Below are 223 nucleotides of genomic sequence, written 5' to 3' on the forward strand. Positions count from 1 at the left end.
ATTCGTCGCCGCCAAGAAGACGCCGGATACCGACTTCCTGTGCTACCGCTTCCCCGGCACCGACGGCAGCGTGATCTACAACTCCGACATGTTCGGCATGTTCAACGTCCCCGACGACCGCAAGGCGGCGCAGGTGGCGCTGGCAACCGCAACGCTGTCGAAGAGCTTCCAGTCGGCCTTCAACGTCGTCAAGGGTTCGGTGCCGGCTCGTACCGACGTTCCC

Annotated in this window: 1 pseudogene; it reads left to right on the forward strand. The window is 63.7% G+C overall.

From position 1 onward, the window contains the following. Nucleotides 1-223, forward strand: a pseudogene (locus tag ACMUVN_RS33410) (sugar ABC transporter substrate-binding protein); the annotation flags it as partial.

The sequence above is a fragment of the Rhizobium sp. IY2 genome, assembly GCF_047532935.1.
Classification (GTDB): domain Bacteria; phylum Pseudomonadota; class Alphaproteobacteria; order Rhizobiales; family Rhizobiaceae; genus Rhizobium; species Rhizobium anhuiense.